The sequence below is a fragment of the Bacillus sp. AFS098217 genome (genome assembly GCF_002551815.1).
Taxonomy (GTDB): domain Bacteria; phylum Bacillota; class Bacilli; order Bacillales; family Bacillaceae_G; genus Bacillus_A.
This window is the reverse complement of record NZ_NVPR01000030.1, coordinates 31,518-46,872: the sequence shown is the minus strand read 5'-3', so window position 1 is coordinate 46,872 and position 15,355 is coordinate 31,518. Positions and strand designations below refer to the sequence as shown.

At 35.9% G+C, this 15,355-nt stretch carries 13 protein-coding genes and 2 pseudogenes; 13 read left to right on the top strand and 2 right to left on the bottom strand.

Annotated features, from left to right (window positions below; translation table 11 throughout):
* Positions 1–78 precede the first annotated feature (78 nt).
* The 7 genes and pseudogenes from COO03_RS07635 (at position 79) to COO03_RS26935 (ending at position 7,617) form a co-directional block, all read left to right on the top strand.
* A complete protein-coding gene (locus COO03_RS07635; RefSeq protein WP_328287641.1) occupies positions 79–1,071 on the top strand; it encodes a LacI family DNA-binding transcriptional regulator in 993 nt (330 codons plus the stop codon).
* A 13-nt stretch (positions 1,072–1,084) separates the two neighbouring features.
* Positions 1,085–1,981 (top strand): ribokinase, encoded by an 897-nt coding sequence (gene rbsK / locus COO03_RS07630; RefSeq protein WP_097896494.1) that lies wholly within the window; start codon positions 1,085–1,087, stop codon positions 1,979–1,981.
* A pseudogene (locus COO03_RS07625) lies at positions 1,971–2,883 on the top strand (ABC transporter permease subunit). The gene rbsK and the pseudogene COO03_RS07625 overlap by 11 nt, the downstream one beginning before the upstream one ends.
* 14 nt (positions 2,884–2,897) lie before the next feature.
* Positions 2,898–3,821, top strand: coding sequence for a ribose ABC transporter substrate-binding protein RbsB (gene rbsB, locus COO03_RS07620; protein ID WP_097896492.1), 924 nt, complete (start codon positions 2,898–2,900; stop codon positions 3,819–3,821).
* 35 nt (positions 3,822–3,856) lie between these two features.
* Positions 3,857–4,504: a fructose-6-phosphate aldolase gene (gene fsa / locus COO03_RS07615; protein WP_097896490.1), complete on the top strand. Its 648-nt coding sequence runs from the start codon at positions 3,857–3,859 to the stop codon at positions 4,502–4,504.
* Positions 4,505–4,844: 340 nt separating this feature from the next.
* Positions 4,845–7,244 (top strand): immune inhibitor A, encoded by a 2,400-nt coding sequence (locus COO03_RS07610; protein WP_097896488.1) that lies wholly within the window; start codon positions 4,845–4,847, stop codon positions 7,242–7,244.
* A gap of 199 nt (positions 7,245–7,443) precedes the next feature.
* Positions 7,444–7,617, top strand: a complete 174-nt coding sequence (locus COO03_RS26935; RefSeq protein WP_170958170.1) for a hypothetical protein — start codon at positions 7,444–7,446, stop codon at positions 7,615–7,617.
* Positions 7,618–7,667: 50 nt separating this feature from the next.
* Here the strand turns inward: COO03_RS26935 and COO03_RS07605 are convergent, their stop codons facing one another.
* Positions 7,668–8,822 carry an MFS transporter gene (locus COO03_RS07605; RefSeq protein WP_097896486.1) on the bottom strand — a complete coding sequence of 385 codons (1,155 nt, stop codon included), beginning with the start codon at positions 8,820–8,822 and terminating at the stop codon, positions 7,668–7,670.
* A 225-nt stretch (positions 8,823–9,047) separates the two neighbouring features.
* On the opposite strand from COO03_RS07605, the gene bdhA reads away from it, so the two are divergent.
* The 3 genes from bdhA (at position 9,048) to COO03_RS07590 (ending at position 11,788) form a co-directional block, all read left to right on the top strand.
* Positions 9,048–10,100, top strand: a complete 1,053-nt coding sequence (bdhA, locus tag COO03_RS07600; RefSeq protein WP_097896484.1) for a (R,R)-butanediol dehydrogenase — start codon at positions 9,048–9,050, stop codon at positions 10,098–10,100.
* A gap of 369 nt (positions 10,101–10,469) precedes the next feature.
* Entirely contained in the window at positions 10,470–11,321 is an 852-nt protein-coding gene (gene cerA, locus COO03_RS07595; RefSeq protein WP_097896482.1) for a phospholipase CerA, read from the top strand.
* Positions 11,322–11,584: 263 nt separating this feature from the next.
* The gene (locus COO03_RS07590) at positions 11,585–11,788 is read left to right on the top strand and encodes a hypothetical protein (protein ID WP_097896480.1); all 204 of its coding nucleotides are present in this window, start codon (positions 11,585–11,587) and stop codon (positions 11,786–11,788) included.
* A gap of 132 nt (positions 11,789–11,920) precedes the next feature.
* On the opposite strand, the pseudogene COO03_RS28120 reads toward COO03_RS07590, so the two are convergent.
* Positions 11,921–12,457 (bottom strand): annotated as a pseudogene (locus tag COO03_RS28120) (methyl-accepting chemotaxis protein); the annotation flags it as partial.
* 630 nt (positions 12,458–13,087) lie between these two features.
* Here COO03_RS28120 and COO03_RS07580 point away from each other — a divergent pair.
* From COO03_RS07580 to COO03_RS07570, 3 genes are all read left to right on the top strand, one after another.
* Complete coding sequence (locus tag COO03_RS07580; RefSeq protein ID WP_097896476.1) at positions 13,088–14,311, top strand: 3D domain-containing protein; 1,224 nt, start codon at positions 13,088–13,090, stop codon at positions 14,309–14,311.
* A 111-nt stretch (positions 14,312–14,422) separates the two neighbouring features.
* A complete protein-coding gene (locus COO03_RS07575) occupies positions 14,423–14,641 on the top strand; it encodes a helix-turn-helix transcriptional regulator (protein WP_141523267.1) in 219 nt (72 codons plus the stop codon).
* Complete coding sequence (locus COO03_RS07570; protein WP_097896472.1) at positions 14,634–15,107, top strand: DUF2178 domain-containing protein; 474 nt, start codon at positions 14,634–14,636, stop codon at positions 15,105–15,107. The genes COO03_RS07575 and COO03_RS07570 overlap by 8 nt, the downstream gene beginning before the upstream one ends.
* Positions 15,108–15,355: the final 248 nt, after the last annotated feature.

The window sequence follows — 15,355 nt, the reverse complement described above, 5'->3', positions numbered from 1 at the left end:
ATAACATATAATCTTTTTTAGTTAGAAATGATTGACGTATTTTTAGAAATACGTTATATTTTTTGTGTAAACGGTTACATGGAATGGAGAGGGAAGAGAATGAGTACAATTAAAGACGTTGCGAAATTAGCGGGAGTATCTGTTGCGACCGTTTCCAGAGTATTAAATAAAAATGGATACGTTCATGAAGATACATTAAAAAAAGTAGAACGAGCAATTGAGCTGTTGGATTATAAACCGAGTACAGTAGCACGCTCTTTATATAATAAAAAGTCTCGTTTAATTGGTTTGGTTGTTCCGAACATCGTCAATCCATTCTTTCCAGAAGTTGCACGTGCCGTAGAGGATGTAGCACATAAACAAGGGTATACAGTTGTACTTTGTAATTCTGATGAAAGTTTAGAAAAAGAGAAACAGTATATTGATGTACTTAGACAAAACAACGTAGATGGATTTATTGTGGCAACGAACTCACAAAATAGTGTGAATTACATGAATCTATCTGTACCCGTTGTGGCAATTGACCGTATGTTCAATGAGCGAATTCCTACGGTATACGCAGATAACTATGCAGGGAGTCAAGAAGCGACAAAGTTACTGTTAGAAAAAGGCTGCAAACATATTGCACATATTCGTGGACCGCGTGATGTAAGTACAGCAAATGAACGCTTTGAAGGCTTTGTAGATATTATTACGCAACATGGTCTTTCGTATATGATTGCTGAGAGTACATTTGATCCAGCAAATAGCGAACAGGTAGCGATGGAGCTGCTGGAAGAATATCCGCATATTGATGGTATTGTAGCTGGAAATGATTTGATTGCAATCGGTGTTGTAAAAGCTGCCTTGCAGAAAGGAATTGCGATTCCTAATGATTTACAAATTATTGGATTTGATGGTATTTCTTTAACAGAAATGATGTATCCATCCATTACAACTGTTGCACAACCTATTTATGAAATGGGGAAAATTGCAACAGAATTATTGCTAGAACGAATGGAAGGAAATTCATTAGAAACAGAGCATTATCGTTTACCGATTGAAATTATAGAAAGAAATACAACGAAGTAAGGAGATGAAATAGTTGCCCAATATTGCAGTAGTAGGAAGCATTTCAATGGATTTAGTAGCTGTTTCAAGCAAAAGGCCAAAAGCAGGAGAAACAGTGATTGGTGAAGCATTTCATACAGTTCCTGGCGGAAAAGGAGCAAACCAAGCTGTTGCCGCAGCTAGATTAGGTGCGAATGTGGCGATGGTTGGAGCTGTAGGAAATGATGATTATGGTAAGTTAGTTAGAAACAATTTAGAGAATGAACATATTTTTATCGATTATGTGGTACCGGTTACAGATGAGACGACAGGAATTGCTCATATTGTTTTAGCAGAAGAAGATAACAGTATTGTCGTTGTCCAAGGTGCAAATCGCCGTGTGAATGAGCAACTTGTAGATCGTGCGAAAGATCTTCTTATCAAAGCGGATATGGTTGTCCTTCAGCTTGAAATTCCACTTGAAACAGTGAAATACGTTCTTGCTCTTTGTGAAGAGTATAACATTCCGGTTATGTTAAACCCAGCTCCAGCACAAGTGTTATCAACAGATATTTTGGAAAAAGTGACGTATATTACACCGAATGAACATGAGTGCCGCATTGTATTAGATGATTTTGAATCACCAATTGAAGAGTTACTTGCGAAATATCCAAATAAGTTACTCATGACAGAAGGTGGAAAGGGTGTTCGTTTCCATAATGGTACAGAAATTGTTCATGTGCCAAGTATTTTTGTTGAAGTAGTAGATACGACAGGAGCTGGTGATACGTTTAACGGTGCGTTAGCGGTGGCTCTTTCTGAAGGAGAGATATTGCAAAAAGCAATTCGTTTTGCAAACATTGCCGGTGGCCTTTCTGTAACGAAGCTTGGAGCTCAAGGTGGTATGCCAACGAGAGAAAAGGTGCAAGAAGTGCAGGTGATTGTTGGATGAAAAAGCATGGAGTATTGTGCTTATCATTGTAGTCATTACCGCATTAAATCTAGCGTTCATAGAAATTTCAAATTTATTTAATATTTTACGCCAAGTATCGATTAATGCACTCATTGCATTTGGAATGACCTTCGTTATTTTAACAGGGGGTATTGACTTATCGGTAGGTTCTATTTTAGCATTATCAAGTGCACTTGTTGCTGGAATGATGACAAGTGGCATGGATCCGTTCCTTGCAATGGCAGTTGGATTGTTAGCTGGTCTTGCAATGGGGATTGTAAACGGTATCATCATTGCGAAGGGAAAAGTAGCACCATTTATTGCTACATTAGCAACAATGACTATTTTTTCGCGGGCTCACGCTTGTTTACATGGACAGACGTCCGATCACTGGCCTTGGTGATCACTTAATGTTTCAAATGTTTGGTCGTGGTTATTTCCTTGGTATTCCAGTACCAGCTGTAACGATGATGATTGCTTTCGCAGTTCTGTACTTTATTTTAAAGAAAACAACATTTGGTCGCCGTACTTTTGTAATTGGTGGGAATGAAGAGGCAGCGGCACTATCAGGTATTCATGTAACGAGAATAAAAATAATGATTTACGGTCTTTCTGGTATTTTGGCAGCGCTTGCAGGTATTGTGTTAACATCACGCTTAGATTCTGCACAGCCAACTGCCGGTTCTTCTTACGAATTAGATGCAATTGCTACAGTTGTTTTAGGAGGAACAAGTCTTTCGGGCGGAAGAGGATGGATTGTTGGTACATTCATTGGTTTACTTATTATCGGTGTACTAAACAACGGCTTAAATGTATTAGGGGTATCTTCTTTCTTCCAGCAAGTTGTCAAAGGACTTGTTATCTTACTTGCTGTATTAATTGATCGTCGAAAAGAAGCGTAATGGAGGGACAATTCATGAAAAAATGGTTGCTTATGCTCGTTGCATGTATCATGGTAATTACTGCCGGATGTTCAATGGAACCACCGGAATGGGCAAAGGATTCTGGCGATAAAGGGAGAAATAAAACTATTAAAGTTGGATTTTCTGTTTCCACTTTAAATAATCCATTTTTCGTCACATTGAAAAAAGGTGCAGAAAAGAAAGCGAAAGAAAGTGGTATCGAATTGATTGCTGTTGATGCACAAAATGATGCAGCGAAGCAAACAAATGATGTCGAAGATTTAATTCAAAAAGGCGTTGATGTAGTTGTTATTAATCCAACAGATTCAGACGCTGTTGCCTCAGCTGTGAGTGCAGCAAATGCGGCGAATATTCCTGTTATTACAGTAGACCGCGCTGCAAACTCAGGGAAAGTTGTTTCTCATATTGCTTCAGATAATATCGAAGGTGGCAAAATGGCAGGCGAATACATTCATGAACTTGTTGGTGAAGGGGCAAGTGTTGCTGAGCTAGAAGGAATTCCTGGATCATCTGCTGCACGTGAGCGTGGGAAAGGATTCCATAAAGTAGCTGATAAGGGGTTAAAAGTTACTGCTAAGCAAGCTGCTGATTTTGACCGTGCCAAAGGATTATCCGTTATGGAGAATATTTTACAAGCCAATGGTGATATTAAAGCAGTATTCGCTCATAATGATGAAATGGCATTAGGTGCACTTGAAGCATTAAAATCTGCTGGGAAAACAGATGTGGTTGTTGTTGGATTTGATGCAACGGACGATGCTGTGAAAGCAGTTAATGATGGACGTATGGCAGCAACTGTTGCACAAAAACCAGAATTAATCGGAGAGAAAGCGATGGAAACAGCAAAACAAGTGAACCAAGGTAAAAAAGTGGAAAAATTCATTCCGATTGAATTAGAGCTTATTAAGAAAAAATAAAATATAAACTTACATTTAGGAAGGAAGAATAACAAATGAAATTTTTTATTGATACAGCAAATATTAACGAAATCAAAGAAACAAATGAACTAGGTGTATTAGCAGGCGTAACAACAAATCCATCACTTGTAGCAAAAGAAGGCGTAGATTTCCATGAACGCATTCGTGAAATTTGCAGTGTGGTAGAGGGGCCTGTAAGTGCAGAAGTAATTAGTTTAGAAGCGGATAAAATGATTGAAGAAGGAAAAGAATTAGCAAAAATTGCTCCAAACGTTGTTGTAAAAGTACCAATGACAAAAGAAGGTTTAAAAGCAGTAAAAGCATTCTCTGATTTAGGAATTCGCACAAACGTTACGTTAGTATTCTCAGCGGTACAAGCATTGCTTGCAGCACGCGCTGGTGCGACATATGTATCTCCATTCTTAGGACGCTTAGATGATATTGGCCACAACGGTATGGACTTAATCCGTCAAATTGCTGATATCTTCGCAATTCACGGTATTGAGACAGAAATTATTGCGGCATCTGTCCGTCACAGTGTTCACGTAACAGACGCAGCATTAAATGGTGCACACATTGCAACAATCCCAGCAAATGTAATCGGATCATTAGTAAAACATCCGTTAACAGATCAAGGAATTGAGAAATTCTTAGCAGACTGGGAAAAAACACAAGGGAAATAAGTAAAACAAACCCGAGGTTAACATTTCGTTAATCTTGGGTTTTTTATTTGTCAAAAATATTGAAAGAATTTTCATGCAATTATGCATATTATCTTTACATTTTACTATCTAAGTTATTTAATATATAGTAAATAACTCTTTGTTTTGAACTTTTTTGACATAGGATAAAAGAGCAAGCGAAGGGCTTGACCAGAGAACTGGAGGACATGATTCTATAAAGGGATACTCATCATTTATAGAATCATGTCTTTTTTGATAGCAAGGGAGGATAGAACTCATATACGTCATAAATTATCTGAATTTTTAGATTTAAGAAGAGGGGATAAGGGAGGAACTAGTAATGAAAAGAAAAACACCATTTAAAGTGTTATCGTCTTTAGCAATTACAACAATGCTTGGTTGCACATTTGTATTTAGTGCATCATCAACTTATGCGGAAACACCTTCTCAATCAAAAGGGGAAATCTCAACGACCTCAATTGATAACAATTTAATTCAAGAAGATCGTTTAGCAGAGGCTTTGAAAGAAAGGGGAACGATTGATCCGTCAGCATCCAAAGAAGAGACAAAAAAAGCTGTGGAGCAATATATTGAGAAAAAGAAAGGGGATCAACCAAACAAAGAAATTTTTCCTGGTGATCCTGCTAAAGAAGCATCTGATTTTGTGAAAAAAGTAAAAGAAACAAAAATGGAAGAAAAGGAAAAAGTAAAGAAACCTGCAAAAAACGTTAACGCGGAGCAAACACCAGAACTAAATAAAAAACAGTTAAATGGGAAAGTACCAACTTTCCCAGCGAAGCAAGCACCATATAACGGAGCTGTACGTACAGATAAAGTACTTGTACTACTCGTAGAGTTTAGTGATTATAAACATAATAACATTGAGCAAACACCAGGCTATATGTATTCGAAAGATTTTAGTAGAGAACATTATCAAAACATGTTATTTGGTAATGAACCATTTACGTTATTTGATGGTTCAAAAGTAAAAACATTTAAACAATATTATGAAGAACAGTCCGGCGGGAGTTATACGACAGATGGATATGTAACAGAATGGCTAACTGTTCCAGGAAAAGCTGCCGATTACGGTGCTGATGGTACTAGCGGTCATGATAATAAAGGACCAAAAGGGCCACGTGATTTAGTAAAGGAAGCACTAAAAGCAGCGGCTGAGAAAGGAATAGATTTATCTCAATTTGATCAATTTGATCGCTATGATGCAAATGGGAATGGGAATAAAAATGAACCAGATGGTGTAATCGATCATTTAATGGTGATTCATGCTGGTGTTGGTCAAGAAGCTGGTGGTGGTAAATTAGGTGATGATGCAATTTGGTCACATCGCTCTAAATTGGCGAAAGATCCTGTCGCAATTGAAGGAACCAAATCAAAGGTTTCCTATTGGGATGGAAAAGTAGCTGCACATGATTACACGATTGAACCTGAAGATGGTGCAGTTGGCGTATTTGCTCATGAATTTGGTCATGATCTTGGATTGCCAGATGAGTATGATACAAACTATACAGGAACTGGATCACCTGTTGAAGCATGGTCATTAATGAGTGGTGGTAGCTGGACAGGAAAAATCGCAGGAACAGAACCAACAAGTTTTTCACCACAAAATAAAGATTTCTTACAAAAAAACATGGGTGGAAATTGGGCGAAGATTGTAGAAGTAGATTACGATAAAATAAAACGTGGCGTAGGTTTCCCTACATATATTGATCAAAGTGTTACCAAATCAAATCGTCCAGGCCTTGTACGTGTAAATTTACCTGGGAAAAGTATTGAAACAATTAAACCGGAATTTGGAAAGCACGCATATTATAGTACAAGAGGCGATGATATCCATACAACATTAGAAACACGATTATTTGATTTAACAAAGGCAGTTAATGCAAAATTTGATTACAAAGCAAATTATGAACTTGAAGCAAATTGTGATTTTATTGAAGTGCATGCTGTGACAGAAGATGGGACAAAAACATTGATTGATAAACTAGGAGATAAGGTAGTAAAAGGGGACCAAGATACAACAGAGGGGAAATGGATTGATAAATCATATGATTTAAGCCAATTTAAAGGGAAGAAAGTAAAGTTGCAATTTGATTATATTACAGATCCGGCCTTAACGTATAAAGGTTTTGCAATGGATAATGTGAATGTAACAGTTGATGGGAAAACCGTATTCTCAGATGATGCGGAAGGACAAGGGAAAATGAATTTAAAAGGTTTTGTTGTTTCTGATGGAACAGAAAAGAAACAACATTATTATTACTTAGAATGGAGAAACTACGCTGGTTCAGATATGGGATTAAAAGCAAGTAAAGGCCCAGTGTATAATACTGGTCTTGTTGTTTGGTATGCGGATGATAGTTTTAAAGATAACTGGGTTGGTGAACATCCTGGTGAAGGATTCCTTGGTGTTGTTGATTCCCATCCAGAAGCAGTTGTAGGAAATTTAAGTGGAAAACCAGTATTCGGAACTACAGGTTTACAAATTGCAGATGCTGCATTTTCATTTGATCAAACACCAGCTTGGAATGTAAATTCATTGACACGCGGGCAATTTAACTATCCTGGTTTACAAGGTGTTACAACATTCGATGATTCTAAAGTATACAGCAATAGTCAAATTCCTGATGCGGGACGCAAAGTTCCACAATTAGGACTTAAATTCCAAGTTGTTGGACAAGCAGATGATAAATCGGCAGGAGCTGTTTGGATTCACCGTTAATAGATTAGTAAAATAGGACAAGTACGCACTTTAAACAAAGTGCGTACTTGTCCTATGTGTAATTTATCAAACTGTGCAAGGAAAAGAAATATTTCCGAGGAAATTGTCGAAGCCCCGTCGGTATTTTTAAATTTTTTTATCACTTTAACCGAGAAGCCCCCTTTCTCTAAACGAAGTGAAAGGGGGGAGTTTAATTGAAATGAATCAGGCAGTATTGCTTTCAACTATGCCATTATATATATCCATTTTGATTTTCCAGCATATAAGTCGCTGCTATGAAGAACAAAAAGTGACCGCTTCTATGCATGGCCGGATTTCTCTCCCATCTAAAAAGAAAAGTTTTATGTCGATTTTTCAATTTGTACTTATATAGACTATGGATTATGTGAATAGGTATTCTAATAAAAAAGACAATGATGGAATTTAACCCATCATTGTCTTTTTCACTTTTCCTCTAACATAAATCATTCCAGCAAAGGTTAGTAAGAATGCTGTTCCGATTACAAAACTTGCGCTAGGTGATGCACCGATTGCTCCAATTGTAAATGAGCCAGCGACTACCCCTAATGAGAAGAATGCATAAAATAGTCCAAATGCTTTCCCGCGGTTATTTTCTGTTGTATTTTCAACAAGTAAAGCGTTAATAGAAGGGAAGAGGATAGCGAACCCAATTCCGTAAATCATCATGACGATAAAAATCATACCTTTTGTTGTAAATAGACCGAGTAGTGACAGTGCAAATGCCATGACCGCAATACCAATCAGCATCATTTTCGAACGGTTAAAGCGATCGAAAATACGATTTGTTGGCAATAAGAAGAAGATAATTGCTGTAAGCCCGAAGACACTCATCATCATGCCTGTTGTAGATGATTTGAGCGCAAGTGCTTCCACTTTCATTGGTAACATATATGTGACAATTCCTTGTGAAAACATTAATGTAAATGCGCCAAGGTACGCTTGTAATAATGGTTCGGATTTTAATAAACCCATCATATCTTCTTGATTCATCATTTGTGTACGTGATGTATCTGTTCTTGTTATATGATTTGGTAATAAGAACAAGGATACGATTGTACCAATTACCATTAAAACTGAGATTGTAATAAATACCCATTGTATCCCTGCGGTTGCTTTCATAATGCCACTAAAAGCAGGACCGACGATTGCAGCTGTTCCGACAGCTGCACCAGATAGTGCCATTGCCTTTCCTTGTTTTGTTGATTTTGTTTGTTTAGATAGAAATGTAAAGGCAGCGGGAATTAAGAAACCATCACTAAATCCGTGAAGAAAACGAACGATAAGTAATTGTTCGCCACTTTGGACAACGGTATATAGTAAGACTATGAAACTTGTAATTCCCATACTTATATAAAGTACTCTTTTTGCCCCAAATTTATCAACAGATATACCGGCAATAATATTACCGATCATATTGGCAAATGAATACATGCCCACAACAAGTCCAATAATAAGAGGCGTTCCTCCAAGACTTTGTGCGTAAGTACTCATAATAGGTAATTGTGAAAATGTATCTAAAAACGCTACGATAACAATAAAATAAATAAAATATTTCAAGCGACATTCACCTCTCCTATGCTATTATGGCATAATGCGAATTTCACCTGCAATGAAATTGAATTAACAGATGTGGAAAAAAGTATAAAGTGACAAAAGAACGAACAATAATTGTTAAAAATTGGTGAAATATGGATTTATTTTTTGAAATATATGGATAAAAGTACTATGATAGATTTGTAAACTTCACCAGGTTAAGTATATACATAGAGAGGGATGGATAAAATGAAAGCATTACTTTGGCATAATCAACGTGATGTACGAGTAGAAGAAGTTCCAGAACCAACTGTACGACCAGGGGCAGTGAAAATCAAAATTAAATGGTGTGGTATCTGTGGAACAGATTTACATGAATATTTAGCAGGACCTATTTTCATTCCAACAGAAGAACATCCACTAACACATGTGAAAGCACCTGTTATTTTAGGTCATGAGTTTAGTGGTGAAGTGGTTGAAATTGGTGAAGGAGTTACATCTCATAAAATAGGGGACCGCGTTGTTGTAGAACCTATTTATTCTTGTGGTAAATGTGAAGCTTGTAAACATGGACATTATAATGTTTGTGAACAACTTGTTTTCCACGGTCTTGGTGGAGAAGGCGGTGGTTTCTCTGAATATACTGTAGTACCAGAAAATATGGTTCACCATATTCCAGATGAAATGACTTATGAACAAGGCGCACTTGTAGAACCAGCAGCAGTTGCAGTTCATGCAGTACGCCAAAGTAAATTAAAAGAAGGTGAAGCTGTAGCTGTATTTGGCTGTGGACCAATTGGACTTCTTGTAATCCAAGCAGCAAAAGCAGCAGGAGCAACTCCTATTATTGCAGTTGAACTTTCTAAAGAACGTCAAGAGTTAGCAAAAATAGCAGGTGCTGATTACGTATTAAATCCAGCAACACAAGATGTACTAGCAGAAATCCGTAACGTAACAAATGGTTTAGGTGTAAACGTTAGCTTTGAAGTAACAGGTGTTGAAGTTGTACTTCGTCAAGCAATTGAAAGTACAAGCTTTGAAGGACAAACTGTAATTGTCAGCGTATGGGAAAAAGACGCGACAATCACTCCAAATAACTTAGTATTAAAAGAAAAAGAAGTTATTGGTATACTTGGATATCGCCACATCTTCCCAGCCGTTATTAAATTAATTAGCTCTGGTCAAATTCAAGCAGAGAAATTAATTACGAAAAAAATTACAGTGGATCAAGTTGTAGAAGAAGGATTTGAAGCACTTGTAAAAGATAAAACGCAAGTAAAAATTCTTGTTTCACCTAAATAATATATAAAGTGAAACTTTAATCAGTGGGGGTCTTCCTGCACGTTATTGCGGGATAAATAGAAAAAAGTAGCCTTTTTTTAGAAAAGGAATAAAAGCAATCAGAGTAAGCGTCTGATTGCTTTTATTTTTTACAATATTTTAGAGATTCATTTGCATGATAGTAACAATCGTTTATTACAATGAAGAGCATTTTGTCATTCATTACATTTACAGTATATAGAATTATAATGATATGAAAATTCGCATATTTCAATTTATTAATAGAATTTTCTTGAAAGGTGGGATATTCTAATCATAGGTTAACCAAATGACATTATAGGATCCTAACTACATATTTTCATAACTTAAATTAGAAAGGGAGGATTTTAGATGAAAAAGAAAGTACTTGCTTTAGCAGCCGCAATTACATTAGTAGCACCGTTACAAAATGTAGCATTTGCTCATGAAAATGACGGAGGGCATGGAGTTGGAGTTATTCCGCGCTGGTCTGCTGAGGATAGACATAAAGAGGGAGTAAACTCTCATTTATGGATTGTAAATCGCGGAATTGACATTATGTCTCATAATACAACAGTCGTTAAACAAGATGAAGTAGCATTATTAAATGAATGGCGCACAGATTTAGAGAATGGTATTTATTCTGCCGATTATGAAAATCCTTATTATGATAATAGTACATTTGCTTCTCATTTCTATGATCCTGATAATGGAACAACATATATTCCATTTGCAAAACAAGCGAAGGAAACTGGAGCAAAATATTTTAAACTTGCTGGTGAGTCTTATCAAAATAAAGATATGAAACAAGCATTCTTCTATTTAGGATTATCTCTTCATTACTTAGGAGATGTGAATCAACCAATGCATGCTGCAAACTTTACAAATCTTTCTTATCCACAAGGTTTCCATTCTAAGTATGAAAATTTTGTGGATACAATAAAAGATAATTATAAAGTGAATGATGGAAATGGATATTGGAATTGGAAAGGTACAAATCCTGAAGATTGGATCCATGCATCAGCAGTAGCTGCAAAGCAAGATTTCCCTAGCATTGTAAATGATAATACGAAAGATTGGTTTGTAAAAGCAGCCGTATCGCAAGACTATGCAAATAAATGGCGTGCTGAGGTTACACCAATGACAGGTAAGCGTTTAATGGAGGCTCAGCGTGTAACTGCTGGATATATTCAGCTTTGGTTTGACACGTATGTAAATCGTTAAATATCACGATAAAGGAGCTGTCTCATAAGTCGATTTTTTGACTATGTGACGCTCTTTTTTGTCGCTCATTGTTGAAGAGTCGATATGTTGTGTCGAAACGTCGATATATTCGGAGTTGTGTTCGATATATTTTGAAGAAAATTTGTTTTCCGTTATAACTTTGAAAATATTTTTCAACAAATATTAAATTGTATTGAATTAATCACACATTAAATTTAATATAAAGATAATAGGATAACGTAAGTAGAGAGAAGGTACAAGGGATGCAATATGAATTGTTTTCTGTAAGCGGGAATCATATTATGACTTTTGAAAGCACCTGGCGTTTTCAAGAAGGAGAACAAATTTTTCTTCACGATGATACAACAAAAAGAAATTTTATTATTATTCGTGTAACGCATGATATATTTCGAACAAACACACATGTTATTCGCTTATATTGTCAAGAAAAGAAAGTATATGAATGAGAAGAGGGCTTCCTGCTGTATATGAACAGTAAGAGGCTTTTCTTTTTATCACGCAAAAGTACGATTGGTGAGAGCTAATAATCAATCAGTAGGGGATGAAGAAAATCCCCTACCAAAAAGTAGGGGATTTTATCATTGCTTTGTTGAGGCAATCTCTTGTATGCTTTCTGATAATTGTACATCGACTTTTTCAGCATCATCAATATGTTTCATGATAGTAGTATTTAATTTTTGGAACATTTGTTGTGTATGTGTAAATTCACGTAATATATCGTCATTGCAAAGTTTTTGAGTTTCAATCGCTTTAATGACATTTGTAGCACCAGTCTGCAATGTTTGAACCATGATTAATATATTTTCAATTCTAGAGTTAGTATCAGCACTCATTTCTACACCTTCGTCAACTAAGTGTAAATTATCTTTTGTATTGTCATATGCCTTTTCAATTTCTTCCTGGATTTTTTTCGTTAAATTCCCTATGTTTTTAGTACTTTCTGCTGTACTTTCGGCCAATTTACGTACTTCATTTGCAACAACGGCAAACCCTTTTCCATGTTCACCAGCACGAGCAGCTTCAATACTTGCATTTAGTGCTAATAAGTTTGTTTGGGCAGCGATGTTCTGAATAACTTCAACGATTTGTTCAATTTCTTTAGAGCGTTCACTTAAATGATTCATACTATTAGAAGTACGTTGTGACTGTTCACCTAATTTATTAATTACGATTAATAGACGATGGACAGATTCTTTTCCTTCATTGGAACATGCTACGATCTCTTCGATAGATTGAATAAGGTCTTGTTCTTTTTGCAGCATTTCATTATTTAATTCATTCGAGTCCGTTGTACTTGTAGAAACATTTTGAAAGCATGCGCTTAATTGTTGGATTAAGCTTTGAAGTGTGTGATGTTGGCTATTTACATGCTCATGTTCTTGAACAACTTTTTGTACATGATTATGTATGGAAGAAATTGTTTCTTGTTGTTCGATCTCCTTTTGCTTTAATTGTGCTTCTAACTCGTGTATTCGGTCTTCTAATTGGCTAATTTTATTTTGCAAGGATTTTGTTTGTGTAAACATGTTATTCGCTCCAACCGCCTTTGAATTTTTATTTTCTCTATATTTGGATTTTAGCATTTTTTATAAATTATAAATATAGGAATTGTTAAATATTTAAGAATCTATTACGTTTTTTTTATAATTTTCTTTTATTTTTATGAAAAATAAACTGTATTTAATGAGTTTGTAAACAAACTGTAAAATAAATCATGTATAACTGTATGAGAAGGGAGTCGGATTATGAACTATTTTAAGCGAATCAGTAGTCTAGTATTAGCAGGAATTATTGGTCTTTCTAGTACAGTCGCTGTAAAAGCTGAGTCAAACGACGAGAAATTAAACAACATGCAACAGCAATTGCAGCAGAATAACAATGATATTCAAAAGAAAGAACAAGAGAAGCAAGCTGTTAATAAAGAAATTCAAGGAATTGAAAGCGAACTACATAATTTAAATGATACAATTACAAAGAATAAAGAGGATCAAACTGCTCTTCAGAAGAAAATTGATGAAACACATAAGCAGATTGAGCAAAAAAAGAAAGAGATTATCGTTTTAGAAGATAAAGTACTTGCTCGTAAAGACATTATGAAAAAACGTATGGTTTCTGTTCAAAATACCTCAAATACAAGTTTAGTAATGGAAGTTGTTGTAGATTCAAAGAACTTTGCTGATTTCTTACAACGTATGACTGCAGTATCTACAATCTTAGATGCAGATAAAGAAATCTTACGATTGCAAGAACAAGACCTTCGTCAAATTGAAGAAGATAAGAAAGCAATTGACGAAAAAGAAGCGTCTTTAGTAGGAGATAAACAAAAATTAGCGAAAGCACAAACTGATTTACAAGAAAACTTGAAAAAACGCCAAGAAAATTTACAATTGGTTCAAGCGAAGTATAATGAAATTGCAAGTCAAATCAATTTAGCTGCACAAGAAAAAGCAAAAATTGAATCAGATATGAAAGCAGTACAAGACACGATTGCTCGTGAGCAAGAGGCTGCAAGATTAGCAGCAGAAGCACGTGCAAAAGCTGAAGCAGACGCAAAAGCTGAGAGAGAAGCTCTAGCAAAAGCACAAGCGGCTAAACCAGCAGCACCAGCTCCTAAGCAAGCTGATGATAAGCCAGCACCGAATCCACAACCAGCTAAAGGTGGTCGTGAAATTTATGTAACGGCAACTGCTTATACAGCTGATCCGTCTGAAAATGGTGGTAAAGCTGGGGATCGAGTTTATTCTAGACAGGGGCATGATTTAACTGCAAACCCTGGTATGAAGTTAATTGCCGTTGATCCAAGTGTTATCCCGCTAGGATCCCGTGTATATGTTGACGGATACGGTGAAGCAATTGCAGGAGATACTGGTGGAGCTATTAAAGGTCATAAAATCGATGTGTTAATGCCAAATGCAGCTGCATCTAGTATTTGGGGTGTAAGAAGCGTTAAAGTTACAATTTTAAATTAAACTAAAACCAACTTTACATGCAGTAAAGTTGGTTTTTTTATACATATAATGTTAAGTTGAGTATACATTTTGTAAAGTTTAGCATACAATGAAAAGTAAGAGGTGGTAAAATTGACCATTTGCAATAGAGTGAAGGAGCTAAGAGCTCGCTTTAACTTTACGCAAAGCGTATTGGCTGAAAAGGTTGGTGTCACACGGCAGACCATTGCGGCGATTGAAAAGGGCGATTACGTTCCATCATTATTGTTGGCATTAACGATTTGTGATGTGTTTGAGTTAAAGATGGAAGATGTATTTGTTTTAAATAAGGAGGGGAAAGAAAATGAATAGAATTGCTTTTTCTTATGTAGTGAATGTATTGTATGTTGGATTAGCTTGTTGGATGTTTATTGAACTTTATTATGCTGTTATGGAACTTGCAAATATTATTCAAAATAAGAGAGTGCCATTTGAAGTATCAATAAACATAATACCGTTCTTATTAATGGTGACTGTAGCTGTTGTATCAACTGTTTTCTATAAAATTCAAAAGAAAAAATATAAGTCTCTATCATTTTGGATGTATCCTTTATTATTCCCGCAAGAAGATGAGCGTGAGAAAGGAATTACTGAGAAGGCATGTCGTACAACATTTATTTCATTGTTGTATGTATTACCTTGTGCGATTGGATTCTTGACCTTTTCTCCTGTAGTGAACCTATATATCCCAGGATATCCACTCTATATTGTGTTTTTTATTCTCTTTATTCAAATGACAGTGTTTCATGTGTCTTTGTATCGAAATAAAATTGCTTAAAGGTGTGTTATGCACATCTTTTTTATCCTGCTATTTGCGGGCAGTAATACGCCTATTCTCACCTCAAAGTTCAGTGAAAGTAAAGAAAGTTAGGTGGGAGGGAAATTGCCAGTAGAAGCCTGATTAGTGAGGGCTAATAATCAGTGGAGATGAAGACCCACCACTGATTAAAGTTTCACTTCATGATAGTATTTACTAGTGTGAGAAAGTTTTTCGACATCTAAATCTCTGCTATGCAGAATAAAAAG